At 60.5% G+C, this 19,223-nt stretch carries 16 protein-coding genes; 3 read left to right on the forward strand and 13 right to left on the reverse strand.

Features of this window, described 5'->3' with window-relative positions; translation table 11 throughout:
• Positions 1–8 precede the first annotated feature (8 nt).
• From ttcA to RGCCGE502_RS10540, 10 genes are all read right to left on the reverse strand, one after another.
• A complete protein-coding gene (gene ttcA, locus RGCCGE502_RS10495; protein WP_016554139.1) occupies positions 9–893 on the reverse strand; it encodes a tRNA 2-thiocytidine(32) synthetase TtcA in 885 nt (294 codons plus the stop codon).
• 59 nt (positions 894–952) lie between these two features.
• The gene (locus RGCCGE502_RS10500; RefSeq protein ID WP_016554140.1) at positions 953–1,882 is read right to left on the reverse strand and encodes a glutaminase; all 930 of its coding nucleotides are present in this window, start codon (positions 1,880–1,882) and stop codon (positions 953–955) included.
• Positions 1,883–1,951: 69 nt separating this feature from the next.
• Entirely contained in the window at positions 1,952–2,569 is a 618-nt protein-coding gene (gene rpsD, locus RGCCGE502_RS10505) for a 30S ribosomal protein S4 (RefSeq protein WP_016554141.1), read from the reverse strand.
• A 256-nt stretch (positions 2,570–2,825) separates the two neighbouring features.
• The gene (gene phoA, locus RGCCGE502_RS10510) at positions 2,826–4,283 is read right to left on the reverse strand and encodes an alkaline phosphatase (protein ID WP_016554142.1); all 1,458 of its coding nucleotides are present in this window, start codon (positions 4,281–4,283) and stop codon (positions 2,826–2,828) included.
• A gap of 152 nt (positions 4,284–4,435) precedes the next feature.
• Entirely contained in the window at positions 4,436–5,950 is a 1,515-nt protein-coding gene (locus tag RGCCGE502_RS10515) for a helicase HerA domain-containing protein (RefSeq protein ID WP_016554143.1), read from the reverse strand.
• A gap of 91 nt (positions 5,951–6,041) precedes the next feature.
• Positions 6,042–7,169, reverse strand: a complete 1,128-nt coding sequence (locus RGCCGE502_RS10520; RefSeq protein WP_016554144.1) for an MFS transporter — start codon at positions 7,167–7,169, stop codon at positions 6,042–6,044.
• Between the two features lie 114 nt (positions 7,170–7,283).
• Positions 7,284–8,084, reverse strand: coding sequence for a glutamate racemase (murI, locus tag RGCCGE502_RS10525; RefSeq protein ID WP_016554145.1), 801 nt, complete (start codon positions 8,082–8,084; stop codon positions 7,284–7,286).
• A complete protein-coding gene (locus tag RGCCGE502_RS10530) occupies positions 8,065–8,895 on the reverse strand; it encodes an RNA methyltransferase (protein ID WP_016554146.1) in 831 nt (276 codons plus the stop codon). The genes murI and RGCCGE502_RS10530 overlap by 20 nt, the downstream gene beginning before the upstream one ends.
• Before the next feature lie 58 nt (positions 8,896–8,953).
• Positions 8,954–10,918, reverse strand: a complete 1,965-nt coding sequence (locus RGCCGE502_RS10535) for an FUSC family protein (protein WP_016554147.1) — start codon at positions 10,916–10,918, stop codon at positions 8,954–8,956.
• A gap of 162 nt (positions 10,919–11,080) precedes the next feature.
• Positions 11,081–11,611 (reverse strand): hypothetical protein, encoded by a 531-nt coding sequence (locus RGCCGE502_RS10540; protein WP_040674421.1) that lies wholly within the window; start codon positions 11,609–11,611, stop codon positions 11,081–11,083.
• Positions 11,612–11,798: 187 nt separating this feature from the next.
• Here RGCCGE502_RS10540 and RGCCGE502_RS10545 point away from each other — a divergent pair, with 187 nt between their 5' ends.
• The 3 genes from RGCCGE502_RS10545 (at position 11,799) to RGCCGE502_RS10555 (ending at position 14,255) form a co-directional block, all read left to right on the forward strand.
• Positions 11,799–13,010, forward strand: a complete 1,212-nt coding sequence (locus RGCCGE502_RS10545) for an NADP-dependent isocitrate dehydrogenase (RefSeq protein WP_016554149.1) — start codon at positions 11,799–11,801, stop codon at positions 13,008–13,010.
• A gap of 82 nt (positions 13,011–13,092) precedes the next feature.
• Positions 13,093–13,539, forward strand: a complete 447-nt coding sequence (locus RGCCGE502_RS10550; RefSeq protein WP_016554150.1) for a GNAT family N-acetyltransferase — start codon at positions 13,093–13,095, stop codon at positions 13,537–13,539.
• Between the two features lie 95 nt (positions 13,540–13,634).
• Positions 13,635–14,255 carry a glutathione S-transferase family protein gene (locus RGCCGE502_RS10555; RefSeq protein ID WP_016554151.1) on the forward strand — a complete coding sequence of 207 codons (621 nt, stop codon included), beginning with the start codon at positions 13,635–13,637 and terminating at the stop codon, positions 14,253–14,255.
• Position 14,256: 1 nt separating this feature from the next.
• Here RGCCGE502_RS10555 and RGCCGE502_RS10560 read toward each other — a convergent pair whose 3' ends face one another.
• From RGCCGE502_RS10560 to recA, 3 genes are all read right to left on the reverse strand, one after another.
• Entirely contained in the window at positions 14,257–15,108 is an 852-nt protein-coding gene (locus RGCCGE502_RS10560) for an AraC family transcriptional regulator (RefSeq protein ID WP_016554152.1), read from the reverse strand.
• 135 nt (positions 15,109–15,243) lie between these two features.
• Complete coding sequence (gene alaS, locus RGCCGE502_RS10565; RefSeq protein WP_016554153.1) at positions 15,244–17,904, reverse strand: alanine--tRNA ligase; 2,661 nt, start codon at positions 17,902–17,904, stop codon at positions 15,244–15,246.
• Positions 17,905–18,060: 156 nt separating this feature from the next.
• The gene (gene recA, locus RGCCGE502_RS10570; protein WP_016554154.1) at positions 18,061–19,149 is read right to left on the reverse strand and encodes a recombinase RecA; all 1,089 of its coding nucleotides are present in this window, start codon (positions 19,147–19,149) and stop codon (positions 18,061–18,063) included.
• Positions 19,150–19,223 lie beyond the last annotated feature (74 nt).

Consider the following 19,223-nt stretch of genomic DNA (forward strand, 5'->3'; position numbering starts at 1 on the left):
AGCGCCGACTATTCGCTTTTCGGCACGGTCTCTCCAGCCATGAGGCCGCCGAAATCGAAAAGCTTTGGATCGAGCAGATGCGACGGGTTTACATGTGCGAGTGCTCTCAACATCGTGTCCTTGCGGCCCGGCATGCGACGCTCGATATCGGCGAGCATGTCCTTCATCGCATTGCGCTGCAACCCGTCCTGGGAGCCGCAGAGATCGCAGGGGATGATCGGAAACTGCATGGCAACCGCAAACTTCGCCATATCGTCTTCGGCGCAGTAGGCGAGCGGGCGCAGCACCATCAGGTTGCCCTCGTCATTGAGCAGTTTCGCCGGCATGGAGGCAAGCCGCCCGCCGTGGAACAAGTTCATGAAGAAGGTTTCGAGAATGTCCTCGCGATGGTGACCGAGCACCAGTGCGTCGCAGCCCTCTTCCTTGGCAATCCTGTAAAGATTGCCGCGACGAAGACGCGAACAGAGCGAGCAATATGTTGCCCCCTCAGGAACCTTCTCTTTTACGATCGAATAGGTATCGCGATACTCGATCCGGTGCTTGACACCGACCTTGGTGAGATATTCAGGCAGGATATGCTTCGGGAAGTTCGGCTGGCCCTGGTCGAGATTGCAGGCGATCAGTTCCACCGGCAGCAGACCGCGCCACTGCAGGTCAAGGAGAAGCGCAAGCAGCCCATACGAGTCCTTGCCGCCGGAGAGACCGATTAGCCAGCGCTTCTGCCCCTTCAGCATGGCAAAATCATCGAATGCCTGCCTGACGTTCCGTAACAACCGTTTGCGCAGCTTGTTGAACGACACCGAATTCGGAGCCTCGGCAAAGAGCGCGTGCGCGATCGCGCTATCCGCGTTCGGCCTTTCCAGCTCATCGGCAATGTCAGCTGCGATATTCATTCTCTCGTCCAATCAGAGTCTGCCTCCGCCTTAGCAGAAACCGCCAAGACAACCCAGCGTCAATCGCCGAAAACCGACCAGCCGGTCCGAGCCGTCAGCATTTCGAGCGCGACGGCGCCGAGCTGCGAGTTACCGACCTTGTTGAGGCCCGGCGACCAGACCGCGATCGACGCGATGCCCGGCGCCACGGCAAAGATGCCGCCACCGACACCGCTTTTGCCGGGAAGACCGACACGATAGGCGAAGTCACCGGAGCCGTCATAATGGCCGCACGTCAGCATCAGTGCATTGATGCGACGGGCCCGCTTCGGCGATACGACCGAGTGGCCGGCCATCGGATTGCTGCCGCGTGCGGCGAGGAAGAGGCCGGCTTTCGCGAGTTGCTCGCAGCTCATCGACAAGGCGCACTGGTGGAAATAGACTCCAAGCACGTGGTCGACGGGATGATCGAGGTTGCGATAGGAGCGCATGAAATTGGCAAGCGCGACATTGCGGTAGCCCGTCTGCGTTTCGGACCTTGCAACGCGATCATCGATCGTGATCGACTCGTCGTCCGCGAGATAGCGGACGAATCGCAGCAGCTCGCCGATCGCCTCGCGTGGCGCGTGGCCGGCCATGACGACATCGGTTACCGCGATCGCACCCGCATTAATGAAGGGATTGCGCGGAATGCCCTGCTCATGTTCGAGCTGGACGATCGAATTGAACGCGGAACCCGAAGGCTCACGGCCGACACGCTTCCACAAGCCCTCGCCGACCTTGCCAAGCGCAAGCGTCAGCATGAAAACCTTCGAAATGCTCTGGATGGAGAACGGGATATCAGCATTGCCGACGCTGTAGACCTTGCCGTCTACCGTCATTACGCTCAAGCCGAACTGTTCCGGATCAACCTTGGCGAGTTCTGGAATATAGTCCGCAACCGCGCCCTCGCCAATCCGGGGCGTCAGCTCCTTGTGGATGCTGTCAAGAACTGCTTGCAAGTCCGTCATTGTACTTCCCCAGGTAACAAAAAAGCCGCCTAAAGAGGCGGCTTTTCCGTATGCGAAAACGCCTCGCGATTAACGCGAATAGAATTCGACCACCAGATGCGGCTCCATGACGACCGGATACGGTACGTCGCCGAGCGCCGGAACACGAGCGAAGGTCGCAACCATCTTGTTATGGTCGACTTCGATGTAGTCCGGAACGTCGCGTTCAGCCAGGGCAATCGATTCCAGAACGGAAACGAGCTGCTTCGACTTCTGACGAACTTCGATGACGTCGCCAGCCTTGCAACGGTAGGAACCGATGTTGACGCGGACGCCATTCACGGTCACGTGGCCGTGGTTCACGAACTGGCGGGCAGCGAAAACGGTCGGAACGAACTTGGCGCGATAGACGATCGCGTCCAGACGGCACTCCAGAAGACCGATCAGGTTTTCAGAGGTATCGCCCTTGCGGCGGGAGGCTTCAGCGAAGATTGCACGGAACTGCTTTTCGCGCAGATCACCGTAGTAACCCTTCAGCTTCTGCTTGGCGCGCAGCTGCACACCGAAGTCAGAGAGCTTGCCCTTGCGGCGCTGACCATGCTGGCCCGGGCCGTATTCGCGGCGGTTCACCGGGGACTTCGGACGGCCCCAGATGTTTTCGCCCATACGGCGGTCAATCTTGTACTTGGACGATTCGCGCTTGCTCATCGTATTTCCTTTCAGAAAGTTAGAACGGTTTGTTGCCAAACCGCGTGAAGGAAACACGCCCTCCTTTGATCTTCTTTCGAGGATCCGACAGGATCATCCTATTACGCGAACAGGACAAATCCACGGGACATGTCAAATGAAACACCGGACATCTCTGCCCGGTGCTGGGGCGGTCTTTAGGGCGAAGTCGCTGGAATGTCAATCACAATTCCGCGCTCTCGCCCCGCAATAACCCCGATATTCCGGGCTCGGGAGTTTACTTGGCGCTCGCCGTTTCGGTCTTCAGGCCAAGTGCGTCGCTGATCGTATAGAACAGATCCGTCTGGTCAGTCAGGCCCGTGACGTTGGCAGCACGCGGTCCAAAGGCAGCGATACGAAGCTGCGAGCCGGTGTGACCCTGGTCGTCAGCATCGTCGGAGTTGCCGTAGCTCACCGCCATGACAGCACCATCCTTCGTCATCAGTGCTTCCGTCAGGCCCGGAGCCTTGGTATCGGCGTCGACGATCTGGCTAGCGTGCGCGTGGTCAGCGGTAACGACAACGAGCGTGTCGCCGGCTTCCTGCGCAAACTTCAGCGCTTCCTGAACGGCTTCATCGAGATCAACCGTCTCGCCAATCTGTCCGCACGGATTAGCGGCATGATCCTGTTTGTCAATCGAGGCGCCTTCGACCTGGAGGAAGAAGCCCTTCTCATTCGTCCGAAGCAACTCGATCGCCTTCGCCGTCATCTGTGCCAGTGTCGGCGTTGCGGCCGTGCGCTTCTCGTTCGGCTTGCAGACAACAGGCTCCTTCTCGACGTTGCCGTAGTGGCTGGCCTTCGGGCCTTCCCAGCGAACCGGCATGTTGCCTTCTGCAAACAGGCCAAGCACCGGAGCGCTGTCGTTTGCCTGCTTGACCGCCTGCAGCTCATCGAGGTTGGAGACGATCTTGTAACCGCGCTCTTCGGCCTGCTGGCGAAGCGTCTTGTCTTTCCATTCGCCGGCCTTTGCGGTTTCGGCGAAGCTCTTGGCGCCACCGCCGAGCGTCACGTCGGCGCGTGCATTCAGCAACTGCTCGCTGATCGAACCCTTGCCGCCGTTTTCAAGCGCGTTCGTCGGGCACTTCTCGGTCGTGGACGACGGGCTGTAGCACTTACGCTGCGTCACATGCGCGATCTGGACCGCAGGCGTTGCATCCTGCAGTTCGGCGGTCGAGACGTTGCCCGTGCCGATGCCGGCAGCCTTTGCCTTCTCGAGCAGGGTTTCGTGAGCCTTCTCGTGAATGTCGACGCCGATCGCACCGTTGTAAGACTTCACGCCGGTCGCCCAGGCGGTACCGGAGGCAGCAGAGTCGGTCACATAGGTCGGCTTGCCGGTCTTCTTGTCGAGCGAGTAGTGCGTGTACTGGCCAGTGATTGGCAGCGCATCGATGCCCTTGAAATACTGACCGGCGCCAACCGCATAGTTGCGTGCGATGGTGATTTCGGAATCGCCCATGCCATCGCCGATCAAAAGGATGACGTTCTTCGGGCGAGTATCGCTGAGCGCGGCACGATAGGCCTCGGTGATGTCGCCCGAAAGCCGGCGCGCGCCACCGGGAGCGCTGAGATCCGCGCTCGCTGCGCGTTCCAGAAGCTTGTTCGCCGCTTCGTCGGCATAGCCGGGCTGAATGGCAACGGTTGCAAGCAGGCCGCCGACGACAAGGCGCAGCAGCTGGTGACGAACGTTGTTTCTCATGACCGAGATCTCCTTTTGATAATCCGCATCGACCGCACGGGTCGGGCGCCTTATCCACCACCCGAATGAAGCTCTTGTGACAAAGCAACTTCTTCGTGTGACATTAGAGATCGACTATAGACCGAGCCGATAGTTAGCGCTCGGTCTGGTCTTCATTCCGCTGCGGAGCGCATTTCATCCGCATCGGTGGCGTTGGCATCGCCGGGGGCTGTCTGGCAATTCATGTCGGGGAAAGCAACGATGCGCTTGCCGGCGAAATCCGTGTGGACCACCACCGTCCCCTGCTCCTCGAAATAGCCAAGCAGGCGTCGCGCACGCCGGGCCGAATGCGTCCCGTAAGCCCGGGCAATCCGCGCATCGGATGGGCATGGCTCGCCGCAGACGGCGGCTTTTGCCAGCATCAGGAAAACACCCTGCAGATCGTCGGTGACACCGGAAGAGAGCGACAACGCCGTTCCCCAAGCCTCGGTCTCTGCCGTCGCCGCATCCACGCCGGAGCGGGAAATCGCCACGCGGCGCCGAAACTCCGGCAGGGACATCGGAGTACCGGGAACCCGGCGCATACGAAGGCGCACAAGGAATTCCTGATAAAGCACCGAATCCGTTCGGAATCCGGAGCTAGGATCGTCGAGTATCTCGTGCAGCACCGCCGCCAGCCGTTCCTCCCGCTCCTCGGCGGACAATTCGGGCTGAGACGAACGCGGTTCCGAGACGGGCGCCGAGGCGGCAGGCGCAGACCGCGACAGCTCCGCAAGGATATCGGTGGTCGGCCGTGGCGCGGGCGGCGCACGGCGGACGATCGGCCTCTGAAACTCCTCTGGATCCGGCGTGAAGATCAGGTCTTCGACGTCCTGCGGGGCATCCGGCAACGGCATCAGCTTGGGGCTCGACGAACGCGCCGAGGTCTCGACATTGCCGATCTGGATGGGCAGCGGGCGACGCGACAAAGCCGGCCCGAGAGCAACGAAATTACCGCGCTTGAGATCGCGGAACATTTCCGCCTGGCGGCGATCCATGCCGAGCAGATCGGCGGCGCGGGCCATGTCGATGTCGAGAAAGGTGCGGCCCATCAGGAAGTTCGAAGCTTCGGCGGCCACGTTCTTGGCGAGCTTTGCCAGGCGCTGCGTCGCGATCACCCCGGCAAGGCCGCGCTTGCGACCGCGGCACATCAGGTTCGTCATCGCGCCAAGCGACATCTTTCGCGCGTCGTCGGAAACTTCGCCAGCGACCGACGGCGCGAACATCTGCGCTTCATCGACCACCACGAGGACCGGGTACCAGAACTCGCGATCGGCATCGAACATGCCGTTGAGGAAGGCTGCAGCGGCGCGCATCTGCTGCTCGATCTCAAGCCCTTCAAGCGTGAGAACGCAGGAAACGCGATGCTGCCGGATACGGTTGGCGATACCGGCAAGTTCCGCCTCGGTGCGTTCACCATCGACGACGACATGACCGAACTTGTCCGACAACGTGACGAAATCACCTTCGGGATCGATGATGACCTGCTGCACCCATTGCGCGGATTGCTCCAGCAGACGGCGGAGCAGATGCGACTTGCCGGAGCCGGAATTGCCCTGCACCAGAAGACGGGTAGCCAGAAGCTCCTCGATATCGAGCGTGGCCGGATTGCCTCCCGACGCCGATCCCATATCGATACCAACCTGCAATGTCACATTCCTCTTTCAATCAAACACGGCGTCCTAGCAGATCAGACCGTGTCTTTGGCAACACGGCAACACAAACCCACAGGAGAAAACGTCAGAACCTGGGCTTCAGCATCCTTGTGAAAACCAAGCTGGTCAGCAGCGGAACCAGCAAAATGGCAAGCCCGACGCGCAACCCCAAGACCTCGGCGATGAAACCGATCAACGGCGGCCCGATCAGAAAACCCGTGAGAGCCATGAAGGACAGGATCGCGACGTTGGCTGCCGCCGGTCGGTCCTTGAGGCTCGCCGCTGCAGTGACAGCCAGGGGAAAGCCGACCGACACGCCGATCCCGACCAAGGCAAACCCCGCCAGGGTCACCAGGCTATGCCAGGCAAAGACGACAATCAGCATTCCTGTAAGAGCCGCCACCCCACAACCACGGGCCAGTGCAATTGCCCCGAAACGCTGCTTCAGATGGTCGCCGCTGAAGCGTCCGGTCGCCACCATCATTGCGAAAATCGTGTATCCGATACCCGTCATCATGCCGTCTGTCTGGAAGACGTCCTTGAGATAGACGGCGGACCAGTCGGCGATGGCGCCCTCCGTCATGGTGATCCCGAAGACGAAGGCGCAGATGCCGAGAAGCGCGCTGCTCGGCAGCTTGAACGGCATGTCCGGCGGCGCCGCACCTGCCTCGCGATCGGGCGGCAGACGAAGGCTTGCGACGATGGCAAACGGCAGAACGATGAAGGCGGCTGTCATGATTGCCCATTCGGCAGGCGCAGCAATCGCGACCATTCCCGAACCAAGCAGGCTGCCCGCCATGATGCCGAGGCTCCAGAAACCATGACAGCGGTTCATGATGATGGAGCCAGTGTCCTTTTCGGCGCGGTCCGCTTCGACATTCAATCCCAGTTCCAACGTCGACATCGCGACGCCGAGCAAAGCCAGCGCAATGAAGAGCTCGATCGGTGTGCGAGAGAAAGCTGGAAGACAGACGATCACCGAGAAGACGACGAACCCGGCTAGAACGGTGGTTTTACCCCCTATCCGCGCCACGACTCGCCCGGCAAAGGGCAGCGTCGCGAGAATCCCCACCGGCATGCCGAGCAGCGCCAACGCAAGATCGGCTGGACCAAGCTCCAGCCGGGCCTGAATTTCAGGGATGCGCGGCAGCCAACTGCCGAATGCTATCGGCTGCAGGAAAAAGATAGCCATTACAAGCTTTTGAAAGGACATGCGGAGCTCTGCGGGATGGATGCGAATCACAACCCCAGTTTGCGCAGTCGTATAGGCTTGCGATAGCCCCTATTGCATCAAGATCGATCCCGCGTCGCGCGACAGCACCGTATGTCAAGCCCTCAGCCCAAATCCCTGCATCAGCCGCCGCGTTGCAAAATCGGGATTGCCCGAGGTGAAGACCGCAAAGTCGAAGTTGTCGGGATGCACGGCATCGGCGACATGCGGAACGAGGCTTCGGGCACGTCTGGCAATTGCCTCCGCCGGATCGAGCCAATCGACGGGCCAGGGTGCGAGCCGACGGAACACGTTGGCCATGAAGGGATAATGCGTGCAGGCGAGAACCACGATATCGGTCTTCGAACCGTCCTTCTCCACGAAGCACCGGTCTATCTCAGAAAGCACAGCCTCGTCAGACACAGCATCGCCGCGGATATAGGCCTCTGCCATCCGCGCCAGGTTTTCGGACCCGACCAGGCGCACGTGGCACTGTTGTGCGAAGGATTGGATCAGGTCGCGCGTATAGGCGCGCTTGACGGTCCCCGGTGTCGCCAGCACAGAGACCAGCCCTGAGCGCGTCCGCTCGGCGGCAGGCTTGATCGCCGGTACAGTGCCAACAAAGGTCATCCGGGGAAACGCCGCACGCAAGTCCGCCCCGACAAGCGTGAAGGCAGTGTTGCAGGCGATGATGCAGACCTCAGGATCATAGTCGACAAGCAGCTTGGCGAAAAGGCCGATGACCCGTTCCTTCAGCGCCTGTTCTTCCCAGCCGCCATAGGGAAAGCCGGCATCGTCGGCGATATAGACAAACCCGCGCTCGGGCATCAGCACGCGCGCCTCGCGGAGCACGGTCAGCCCCCCGATGCCGGAATCGAAGACCAGAACCGGTTTCAGCTCATTCGGCGCTGCTGTCATCTTCCGATTGTTCCTTGGCGTCTACGGGCGGCCGGCTGCCGCGCGGATATTTCCGCGAGAAGCGGTCGAGGGAGGAAATCACGCCGCGCAACACGCTGATTTCTTGTTCCGTGAAGGCGCGGCGTGAAAGGACTGCGCGCAGGTTGTCCACCATTTTCGGCTTTTTCGCGGGCGGATGGAAATAATTGCGTGCTTCGAGCGCTTCTTCCAACTGATCGTAGAGACCGAAAAGTTGCTCTTTCGTGGATTGCGTCTGCGACATCGCCTGGAAGGGAACGGCCGAGACATCCTCCATGCCCGACTTCATCCACTCGTACGACATCAAGAGCACCGCTTGAGCGATGTTGAGTGAGGCAAAGGCGGGATTGACAGGGAAAGTCACAATCTCGTCGGCCAGCGCTACCTCTTCGTTGTTGAGCCCCCAGCGTTCGCGGCCGAAGAGTATACCGGTGCCCTCACCTGCGCGGAATTTCGCTCGCAGCGTTTCTGCCGCCGCCACGGGCGAGCGTACGGGCTTGAAGCCATCCCGCTGTCGGGCCGTCGTCGCATAGACGAAATTCAGGTCGGCAACCGCCTGTTCCAGCGTCTCGTAAACCTTCGTGCCTTCGATCACGTGATCAGCTTTCGAAGCGGCCGCCTGCGCCTTGTCGTTCGGCCAGCCGTCGCGCGGATTGATGAGCCTCAGTTCCGCCAGGCCGAAGTTCGCCATGGCACGCGCGACCATGCCGATGTTCTCGCCCATCTGGGGTTCGACGAGGATGATAACCGGACCTTCCCTGAGAAGTTGCCGCTCGCTGTTCGTGCCTGCCATAACGCTGGATCCTTTTGCTAAGCGCGGGAATAGCCAAGCCGGACCGAAACGGCAAGGGTCAGGCACCAGCGTAGAGCCTTTCCAAGGTAGAACCGATCATCTCCAGCCCAAGGCGCGAGCCGGCACGCGAGAGCGGCAAACGTCGTCCGGGCGTGCCGCCGGTCTTTCTATCGACGAAGAAGCACTCCGATTGACGCTTTGCCAGAAGCGTTACGCGCTGAAGCTCTGCGTCAATCAACTTCGGGCTCTCCACATCGCTGGCGGCTGCTTCCTGGTCTCTGGCCATAACCCGTGCCCAATAGGTCGCGGCGAGAAAGATTGCCAGCGTTTGCCGAATATGTCCCGGTTTGGTGACAATCGACCAGGAGGTACCGAAAGGACGTGCGGCGGTGGCCAGATCCCGGTATGCGGCGTCGAGCTTCTGCGAAAAGGCGATCAAGGAGTCCGTCGCGTTCTTCGCACCAGCGGCACCAAGAAGTTCTTCCAAAGCCGAGAACCACTTGCCAACTGCCATATCCAACGCTCCCCGCGTCCGCGACGGAAGGACGACAAACGCAACGAACGTGCCGGCCGCTGCGCCCAGCATGGTTTCCTCGATGCGCAACAACAGGAGATCGACTGTCAGCGATCCCATCATGCCATAGACGAGGCAGAGTGCGATCGACACGAAGAAGGTCATCGTCGCGTAGGATGTCTGCAAGAAGTAGAAGGCGAGGAAAATGGTGATCGTCGTGACGGCAAGCGCAGCCACCACATGCGCCGTGAGAACGGTCGCCAAAACCAGCCCCATGGCGATCCCGAGAAGCGTCCCAAGTGAACGCTGCAGCGCCTTCATAGCGGTATCGCCACGGGAATTGGTGTTCGTGAACACCAGGAACGAGGCAAGCACCGCCCAAAACCAACGCTCTCGCGAAATCATAAGTCCGAATGTCATCGCGATCGCCGATGCCAGCGTTACCTGCAGCGCGGAGCGGATCAGCGGATTGTTGAGCGAAAAGTCGATCTTCGCAGGAGCGGAAACTTCATCTGTCACGGCAGCGACCTCGGCAAATCCGGTCGCATAGCCCATTTCGATCGTCTCTGCGAGCAACGCTCTTGCCTCTCCCAGGCGGATCAAAGCCTGGCTTGTTTCTGCCTCTAATTCGTCCAGTGTTTCCAGCATTGTTGGCGGCGGAGAGCCGTCTATGATCGCGTGAACGAGAGGAAATGGCGGCAGGCTTTGCGAACTGAGCACGATGACGCTCTCGGCGGCAAGGTGGGCGTCGAACAGGCGGATGGCCAACACCGCCGCCGGCTCCGTGCCCTCGAAGACGCCCGCCGGCGGTCGTGGTATGAAACCCTCGGCCATCAACACGACCTCTTTCAGCCGCTCCTCCAGCTGCCTCAATTCCTGTGCATCCTTGTCCGCCATTCGCCCCACGGACGCGAGGGCAGCGATCTTGAATAAAATCTGGTTGATCCGGCCGCGAACGCTTTCCAGCGAGCGCAAGAGATCCCGACGCCAATCATCGGGAAGCACCAGAGAACGTACGGCATGCCCGATCAAAGCCGGAGCGACCGGCCCGATTGCAATCAGCGGAAGGTCTGCGATGTGCGGGCGGAAGTAGGCCCCGAGAAAATAGGAGGTGAAGGCAAACATACCGACCGCATGCCCACGCGGCCCGAACACACGTCCGGCCGAGGCAAGAAAGATGATGAGCAGGAACGCTGCATCCGACACATAGCGGTTTGTTTCGAGGACCGCGGCGAGGCCGACGACACAGACGCTTGCCACACAGCCCAATAAGCGTGTGACGAGCTGGGAGGCACCGCCTTTGTCCTTTACCGCAACCCCGCCTTCGATCGAGAGGACAATGCCGAGACCGTAGGCCGCCGCCGGGAGCGGAAACAGCAGATGGTGGATTGCCAATAACGCTCCAAACGAGAGAGCCATCGTTAGCGTTACCCGGGACGCGATGCGCAGACGCGACAGCGCCGGGTCGTGCGCGAGCAGCCAGTCACGGAAGTCAAAACTGGAAAGCACGCGTCCCCGCCCCTTGTTCGTGACGTCGAGCAGTCGTTGATGAGGGAAGCCTCGTATTCCTTCGAGGGACGGCCCGCCATCCCTCGCACAACCGCCATTCGGAAGTTGGAAACTAGCGCATTCGTCAGCCCGGGAAAGTGCCGGTCGGAGCCATCCAAGCCATCATTGTCCCTTGGCGATCTGCACCATGGTGTTTTTGAGCGAGTTCGGAGGTTGGCCCGGATCGCCTTCAGTGATGATGTCGTCGATGACCGGCTTGCCGGCCTCGTCGAGCATCTCAAAGCGGACCGTCGTGATCGCCTGCTTGTCCGATCCGTCATCCATACAGGTCGCCTTCTTGAAGGTGACGACAACTTCCGTTGCACTATCGGCGGAGGGCTTCGGCGTGTAGGTCAGATCCTCAAGCGGACATGCATCCTCGCCATTGACGATCACATCGTAGTCGAACGGCGAGACACCGTCCTCGTCGGCAGCTGGGTTCTGAATGGCCGCCTGGTATTTCGTCACGAAGTCCTTGCTGTAGAGCCGCGAAAGTCTGCTTGGATCGAAGATGTCGATCCAGTCGCTGTCTGCACCAGACCAATTCTTGATGGTCGCGTCCATGATCTCTTTCACAGGCGCCGTAACGTCGGCGGCAAACATCGGCGAGGCTGAACCGAGCAGGACCGCAAGGGCAAGGGAAGTCTTCTTCATGACGAGCATCCGGGGCAATGGTTTTGCGCCGGAGACTAGCCATTTTCCTCTGCTTGGCAATGGCCGCAAAAACACCGTCCCCTTCTGCTTCCGGCTTTGCACTCCCGGCGCACAATGCTATAGCCCACGGGATTTTATATCACCCACCCGGGACGCATGTCCCTCAAAAGCTTAACGAGGCAGATACATGAAGAAGATCAAGGTCGCCAATCCCGTCGCGGATCTCGACGGCGATGAAATGACTCGCATCATTTGGCAGCTCATCAAGGATAAGCTGATCCATCCGTATCTCGACCTCGACATCGACTACTTCGACCTCTCCGTTGAAAACCGCGACGCCACCAACGACCAGGTGACGGTCGACGCTGCCAACGCCATCAAGAAGCACGGCGTCGGCATCAAGTGCGCGACGATCACGCCTGACGAAGACCGCGTGAAGGAGTTCAACCTCAAGCAGATGTGGAAGAGCCCGAACGGCACCATCCGAAACATTCTCGGCGGCGTCATCTTCCGCGAGCCGATCATCTGCCAGAACGTTCCGCGCCTCGTTCCCGGTTGGACCAAGCCGATCGTTGTCGGCCGTCACGCCTTCGGCGACCAGTACCGCGCAACCGACTTCAAATTCCCCGGCAAGGGCAAGCTGACGATCAAGTTCGTCGGTGAGGACGGCCAGGTTATCGAAAAGGAAGTCTTCGACGCTCCGGGCGCCGGCGTGGCGATGGCCATGTACAACCTCGACGAGTCGATCCGTGAATTCGCCCGCGCCTCGATGATGTACGGCCTGATGCGCAAGTGGCCGGTCTACCTGTCGACCAAGAACACCATCCTCAAGGCCTATGACGGCCGCTTCAAGGACATCTTCCAGGAAGTCTACGAAGCTGAATTCCAGGATCAGTTCAAGGAAATCGGTATCACCTACGAGCACCGCCTGATCGACGACATGGTCGCATCCGCTCTGAAGTGGTCCGGCGGTTACGTCTGGGCCTGCAAGAACTACGACGGCGACGTTCAGTCCGACACGGTTGCCCAGGGCTTCGGCTCGCTCGGCCTGATGACCTCGGTTCTGCTGACGCCCGATGGCAAGACGGTCGAAGCTGAAGCTGCGCACGGCACGGTTACCCGTCACTACCGCCAGCACCAGAAGGGTCAGGAAACCTCGACGAACTCGATCGCTTCGATCTTCGCCTGGACCCGCGGCCTCGCACATCGCGCCAAGCTCGACGACAACGCCGAACTCGCGAAGTTCGCTTCGACGCTGGAAAAAGTCTGCGTCGACACCGTCGAATCCGGCTTTATGACCAAGGATCTGGCACTGCTGATCGGCCCGGATCAGCCGTGGCTCTCCACCACCGCCTTCCTCGACAAGATCGACCAGAACCTGCAGAAGGCGATGGCATAAGCCAGACGCAAATATCAGAATGGACGGCGGGGATTTCCCCGCCGTTTTCGTTTCAGGACAAGACAATCAGGGAACAACTGGAATGACCGCCACCATTCGACCACTTCAGCCTTCCGAGCGCGCCGCATGGGAGCCGCTGTGGCTTGCCTACCAGCGCTTCTATGAAGTCGTCATTCCCGACGAGACGACCGAGCTGACCTGGAGCCGTTTCCACGACCCCGCGGAGGAGATGCATGCGCTCGGCGCATTCGATCCCGAGGGAAAACTGGTCGGCATCGTTCACGCTATCTTCCACCGCTCGACCTGGCTGCCAAAATGGACCTGCTACCTCCAGGATCTCTACGTGGAAAGCGATCAGCGCGGCCTTGGCATCGGTGCGCTCCTGATCGATGCGGTCGCCGACCTTGCGCGGGCAAACGGTGCGGGACGGCTCTACTGGATGACCCACGAAACCAACGCCACTGCCCGAAAGCTGTACGACCGGATCGCAGCGCGCTCCGGCTTCATCCAGTATCGCAAGGCGCTTTGATCGAACAGGCGGACTTTGCTTCAACCAGCACTGTCCTATTTCCCGGCAGTGGATAGCTGCGTCGAGGGTATCGACGAGAACAGGAGGAGGAATGAATGGCTGAAGAACTGATACTCTACACAAACCCCATGTCACGAGGCCGCATCGCCCGCTGGATGCTGGAAGAGACCGGCGTCCCCTATGAGACCAAGATCATTGGCTTCGACGGGGGGATGAAGTCACCGGAATATCTCGCGGTGAACCCGATGGGAAAAGTGCCGGCGATCCGTCACGGCAAGACGATCGTCACCGAATGCGCCGCGATCTGCGCCTATCTCGCCGACACCTTCCCGGAAGCGAACCTCGCGCCGGAGCCGGATGAACGCGGCAACTACTATCGCTGGATGTTCTTCGCAGCCGGGCCACTTGAAGCCGCAGCGACCAACAAGGCGCTGGGCTTCGATACGCCAGCCGACAAGAGCCGTATGGCGGGCTACGGCAGCTTCTCGGATGTCATGAACACGCTGGAGAAGGCAGTCGGCGCCTCGCCCTACATCGCCGGCAATCGCTTCACTGCGGCCGACGTCTATGTCGGCTCGCATATCGGCTGGGGCATGAGCTTCGGCACGATCGAGAAGCGCCAGGCATTCGTCGATTACTACGGCCGCCTGATGGCGCGCCCCGGCTACAAGCGGGCGTCGGAAATAGACGACGCCTCCATGAAGGCAGCTGAATAGGCTAGTCAAGCGGCATGTAGATGTCGGTCAGAAGCTCGGTCGGTGGCACCTCGCGAGGGTTGTTCAGGTATTCCTCGAACATGAGACTGTCGCGCAACTGCCGGCCGGAAGCAGGCAGCCACTCCGCGTAGAGCCACTGGTAAGCCTTGTGCATATCAGCGTATGGCCCCTTGTGACGCAGGACCGCATATTCACCGCCATCCAGCATCTGGGCCTGCAGCGGAGGCGCGGCGGCAACATCACCGTCAGTGCTGACGCACGCGATGGAGCGCAGCTTTTCCGCGGGTACGATATCGGGATCATCGAAATAGACTCCGATCATCCGCATCGTCGGCCGGGCCAGCCCGCGGACATGCAGGGTGCCGAACAACGTCTCGAATGCCTGGCCGATCTGCATGTACGAACCGAGGTGCGGTACGCCAATCAATTGAATTAGCTCAATCTTGCGTAAGGTAACATCAAACATCGCTGCGATCTTTCCGTTAGGTGAAGGTTCAAACGCTGTGTGACTACCCTTCTTCCGGTATTGCGCCGGCGGCATGCCGTAGACCGACTTAAAAATACGGTTGAATGACTGGAGGTTGGGATAGCCTGATCGCTTTGCAATTTCCCCAACTGAAAGATGCGTACCGACAATATCGCCAGCGGCACGCTGCAGCCGCAACCGCTTTACGGTCGCGGCAAGCGTCTCGCCATGAATGGCACGGTAGACCCGATGCCAGTGATAGCTCGACATGCAGGCGATCTCCCCAAGCTTGTCCATATCCAACTCCTCGTCGAGATGATTGTGGATATGGGCCGATACCCGCCGAAGCCGGGCTTCATAGAGCGTCCAAGCCGTTGCGCCATTCATGTCAGAACCTCTTGCAAACCGATCGGCCACACAGAACCATAGCCTGATTTGACAAATCCTGCGGACTTCGACGACCGCGCAAAGAAAAAGGCGGGATTGCCCCGCCTTTCCAAAACTCGATGCAGTTCCGTGCGCTCAGCTTGCCAGCGCAAGCGCCACGGCTTCGATCGCCTCATCGGCCTTCGCCCCGTCGGGCCCACCGGCCTGGGCCATGTCGGGACGACCGCCGCCGCCCTTTCCGCCCAATGCAGCCGACGCGACGCGGACGAGATCAACAGCGCTGAAACGGCCGGTCAGGTCAGGCGTGACAGCGACAACGGCGCTTGCCTTGCCATCGTCAGACACGCCGATCAGAGCAACCACGCCGGAGCCGAGGCTTGCCTTGCCGTCGTCGGCAAGGCCCTTGAGATCCTTCGGATCCACGCCCGAGATCGCCTTGCCGAGGAATTTCACGCCGCCGACTTCACGCACAGCGTCGTCGGAGCCGCCCTGCCCGCCGCCCATGGCGAGCTTGCGCTTGGCATCGGCCAGTTCCTTCTCCAGCTTGCGGCGCTCATCCATCAACGCCTCAACGCGCGACAGCACCTCGCCCGGCTGCACCTTCAGCGCCCCGGCAAGAGCCTTAACGCGCTCGTCCTGCTCGGCCAGATAGGCACGCGCCGGCTCGCCGGTCACTGCCTCAAGGCGGCGCACGCCGGAGCTGACCGCGCTGTCGCCGAGAATGCGCACAAGGCCGATGTCACCAGTCGCCGACACATGCGTACCGCCGCAGAGTTCGACCGAGTAGGCCTTGCCCGCCTTGGCGCCATGCAGCCCGCGGCCCATTGCGACCACGCGTACTTCCTCGCCGTATTTCTCACCGAACAACGCCATTGCGCCTTCTGCGATCGCGTCATCGACGCTCATCAGGCGTGTCGTCACCGGCGAATTCTGCAGGATGATCTCGTTGGCCATGTCCTCGACGCGCTTCAGCTCTTCCGCCGTTATCGGCTTCGGATGGGAAACGTCGAAGCGCAGGCGCTCCGGCGCGACCAGCGAGCCCTTCTGCGCGACGTGCGTGCCGAGAACCTCGCGCAGCGCTTCGTGCAGAAGGTGGGTCGCCGAGTGGTTGGCGCGGATGCGCGAACGGCGGGCGTGATCGACGGTCATGGCAACCGCGTCGCCGGCCTTGACGCTGCCCTCGACGACGGTGCCGGTATGGACGAACAGCCCCTCGCCGCGCTTCTGGGTATCGGAGATCTCGATCTTCGCGGTGTCGGAGGAGATGATGCCGGTATCGCCCATCTGTCCGCCGGATTCGCCGTAGAACGGTGTCTGGTTGACGACGATCTGGACCTTGTCGCCCTTGGCGGCTGCGTCGACGGCAACACCGTCCTTGACGATCGCCTGTACGACGCCTTCGGCCGTCTCGGTGTCATAGCCGAGGAACTCGGTTGCGCCGTGCTTGTCGCGCAGCTCGAACCAGATGGTTTCCGTCGCCTTGTCGCCGGAGCCGGCCCAGTGCGAACGGGCCTCCGCCTTCTGGCGCTCCATCGCATCGGTGAAGCCGGCGAGATCGACGCTGATTTCGCGGGCGCGCAGCGCGTCCTGCGTCAGGTCGAGCGGGAACCCGTAGGTGTCGTAGAGCTTGAAGGCGGTCTCGCCATCCAGCATGTCGCCCTTGCCGAGCGTCGTCGTCGCGTCGGAGAGAAGCGACAGGCCGCGCTTCAGCGTCGTGCGGAACTTGGTTTCCTCAAGCTTCAGCGTCTCGGTGATCAGCGCTTCGGCGCGCACCAGCTCCGGATAGGCGCGGCCCATCTGCTGGATCAACGCCGGCAGGAGTTTCCACATCAGCGGCTCGCGGGCGCCGAGCAGTTCGGCATGGCGCATAGCGCGGCGCATGATGCGACGCAGTACATAACCGCGGCCTTCGGCCGAGGGCAGAACGCCATCGGCGATCAGGAAGGCCGACGAGCGCAGATGGTCGGCGATGACGCGATGGCTGGCCCGCTGCTCGCCTTCGGCCTTGACGCCGGTCACCTCTTCCGAGGCCTCGATCAGGGCGCGGAAAAGATCGATATCGTAGTTGTCATGCTTGCCCTGCAGCACTGCCGCCACGCGCTCGAGACCCATGCCGGTATCGATCGACGGACGCGGCAGGTCGACGCGCTCTTCCTTGGTGAGCTGCTCGTACTGCATGAAGACGAGATTCCAGATCTCGATGAAGCGGTCACCATCTTCCTCCGGCGAGCCGGGAGGACCGCCCCAGATGTGATCGCCGTGGTCATAGAAGATCTCCGAGCACGGACCGCAGGGGCCGGTATCGCCCATCGCCCAGAAATTGTCGCTGGTCGCGATGCGAATGATCTTGTCGTCGGACAGGCCGGCGATCTTCTTCCAGAGATTAAAGGCCTCGTCATCCGTATGATAGACGGTAACCAGCAGACGCTTGGCGTCGAGGGCGAATTCCTTGGTGATCAGGTTCCAGGCAAGTTCGATTGCCCGCTCCTTGAAGTAATCGCCGAAGGAGAAGTTCCCAAGCATCTCGAAGAAGGTGTGATGGCGTGCAGTGTAGCCGACGTTATCAAGGTCGTTATGCTTGCCGCCGGCGCGGACGCACTTTTGCGCCGTCGAGGCGGTTTTGTACGGCCGCTGCTCCAAGCCGGTAAAAACGTTCTTGAACTGCACCATGCCGGCATTGGTGAACATCAACGTTGGATCGTTTCGCGGCACCAACGGGCTCGACGGAACGATTTCGTGGCCGTTCTTCTTGAAGTAGTCGAGGAAGGTCGACCGGATATCATTCACACCGCTCATGCTATGCCCTTCAATGCTGCCGGGAGGCAGGTCAAAACTTAAATCCAGTGGCTTTTATCGCTCGCCTTAACCACTGTCCAGCAGACAAACAAAACCGGCCGCATTCTCATCAAGGAATGCGGCCGGTTTTGAACTCTTGGCAACCGTCAGACGGAATTAGCCGTCTGCGGCCTCGTCACCGTCGTTTGCATCAGGCCCGCCATTCTGCAGGAAGCGGTCGGCAATCAAACCGGCATTCTGACGAAGCGCGGTCTCGATCTCGCGCAGGAGATCCGGATTGTCGCGTAGGAAAAGCTTCGCATTTTCGCGACCCTGGCCGAGACGCTGGCTATTGTAGGAGAACCAGGCGCCCGACTTCTCGACGATACCCGCCTTGACGCCGAGGTCTACGAGCTCGCCAGTCTTCGACACACCCTCACCATACATGATGTCGAATTCGACCTGCTTGAAGGGAGGCGCCATCTTGTTCTTGACGACCTTGACGCGGGTCTGGTTGCCAATCACCTCTTCGCGCTCCTTGACCGCGCCAATGCGGCGGATGTCGAGGCGAACGGACGCATAGAACTTCAGCGCGTTACCGCCAGTCGTCGTTTCCGGCGAGCCGAACATGACGCCGATCTTCATGCGGATCTGGTTGATAAAGATAACCATGGTGTTCGACTTCGAGATCGAAGCCGTCAGCTTGCGCAACGCCTGGCTCATCAGACGAGCCTGGAGACCCGGCAGGTTGTCGCCCATCTCGCCTTCGATTTCGGCCCGCGGCGTCAGCGCGGCGACAGAGTCGACAACGAGAACGTCGACGGCACCGGAACGGACCAGCGTGTCCGTGATCTCGAGCGCCTGTTCGCCCGTATCCGGCTGCGAAATAAGGAGGTTCTGCAGATCTACGCCGAGCTTGCGGGCGTAGACCGGATCAAGAGCGTGCTCTGCATCAACAAAGGCGCAGATGCCGCCCTTCTTCTGCGATTCCGCAATCGTCTGCAGCGCCAGCGTCGTCTTACCCGAGCTCTCCGGTCCATAAATTTCAATGATACGGCCCTTCGGAAGGCCGCCGATGCCGAGCGCGATATCCAACCCGAGAGAACCCGTCGAAACCGTTTCGATCTCGACGACATTCTCGTTCGAGCCGAGCTTCATGATAGAGCCCTTGCCGAACGACCGCTCGATCTGTGAGAGTGCCGCTTCAAGTGCCTTGCTTTTGTCCACCGATTTGTCCTCTACAAGCCGCAATGTATTCTGTGACATTCGATCCACCTTTAGGTTATTGAAGCCGCTCAAGCAATGTCGCCGCCAATGCGGATTTTGTACCGCATTTGTTC

It is taken from the genome of Rhizobium grahamii CCGE 502, assembly GCF_000298315.2.
Classification (GTDB): Bacteria; Pseudomonadota; Alphaproteobacteria; order Rhizobiales; family Rhizobiaceae; genus Rhizobium; species Rhizobium grahamii.